Source organism: Paraburkholderia ribeironis, from assembly GCF_900019265.1.
Taxonomy (GTDB): Bacteria; Pseudomonadota; Gammaproteobacteria; order Burkholderiales; family Burkholderiaceae; genus Paraburkholderia; species Paraburkholderia ribeironis.
Genome location: NZ_CYGX02000123.1, coordinates 419 through 1,590 on the forward strand (window position 1 = coordinate 419; position 1,172 = coordinate 1,590).

Annotated in this window: 1 protein-coding gene; it reads left to right on the plus strand. The window is 65.1% G+C overall.

The window, feature by feature from the left end; translation table 11 throughout:
- Positions 1 to 1,172: IS1182 family transposase (locus BN2475_RS31545; protein ID WP_245841716.1), on the plus strand; the 1,172-nt coding region annotated here is incomplete at both ends.

Sequence of the window (1,172 nt, forward strand, 5' to 3'; positions counted from 1 at the left end):
GCTTCACGGACACGACGGTCTACCAGGAAATCTTCGACGCCATCGTTGAGCAGGCGATCGGGCGCGGCATGGTCGAGGGCCGTGTGCTTTACACCGACAGCACCCACCTGAAGGCCAACGCCAATAAAAGGAAGTTTGATCTGGTGCAGCTTGAGCAGGCGCCCTCGGCGTATCTGGCCGCGCTGGATGCCGCAGTCGATGCGGACCGCGCCGCGCACGGCAGGAAGCCACTCAGGCGGCAGGGGCAGCAGCACAAGGACGACGCAGACGATGACGGGCAGGCCCCCGGATCGCCGGGCACGGATGGGCGCAAGGAGACGAAGGTCAGCCGCACGGACCCGGACAGCGGTTACATGGTGCGCGACGACAAGCCCACGGGCTTCTTCTATCTGGATCACCGCACGGTCGATGCACGCTATTCGATCATCACCGACACCCACGTGACACCCGCCTCGGTGCACGACAGTCAGCCCTATCTGGCGCGTCTGGACCGGCAGCGCAAGCGCTTCGGTTTCCATGTCCAGGCGGTCGGGCTGGATGCGGGCTACTTCACGCCGGCCATCTGCCAGGGGCTGGAGGATCGCGGCATCGATGGCGTGATGGGCTACCGCACACCGAATCACAAGCCCGGATTCTTCTACAAACGCGACTATAAGTACGACCGGTATCGCGAAGAGTACACCTGTCCACAGGGGCAGGTGCTGCGCTACAGCACGACCAGCCGTGCGGGGTATCAGGAGTTCAGGTCCGATCCATCGCAGTGCCGTGGCTGCCCGGTGCGCGGGACATGCACGACGAGCGCCAATCACGTGAAGGTGGTGATCCGGCACGTGTGGGAACGTGCAAAGGAGCGCGTCGATGCGCGGCGCCTGACCGACTGGGGCAAGGCGCTCTACAAACGCCGCAAGGAAACGGTGGAGCGTAGCTTCGCGGACGCCAAACAGCTGCACGGGCATCGCTACGCGAGGATGCGCGGCGTGCGCAAGGTGGCCGAGCAGTGCCTGCTGGGCGCGGCGGCCCAGAACATCAAGAAGATCGCCCTGCTGGTGGCACGCCTGCGGGCGTGTTTAAGCGCGTTTCGCGACACTCAGCGCCGCCTGCTGCGCCCGGGCCGCCTGATTCGGACCTTCATCGTCTCAAGTCGCACGCTTCACGGCCGTTCTCGCATCGCC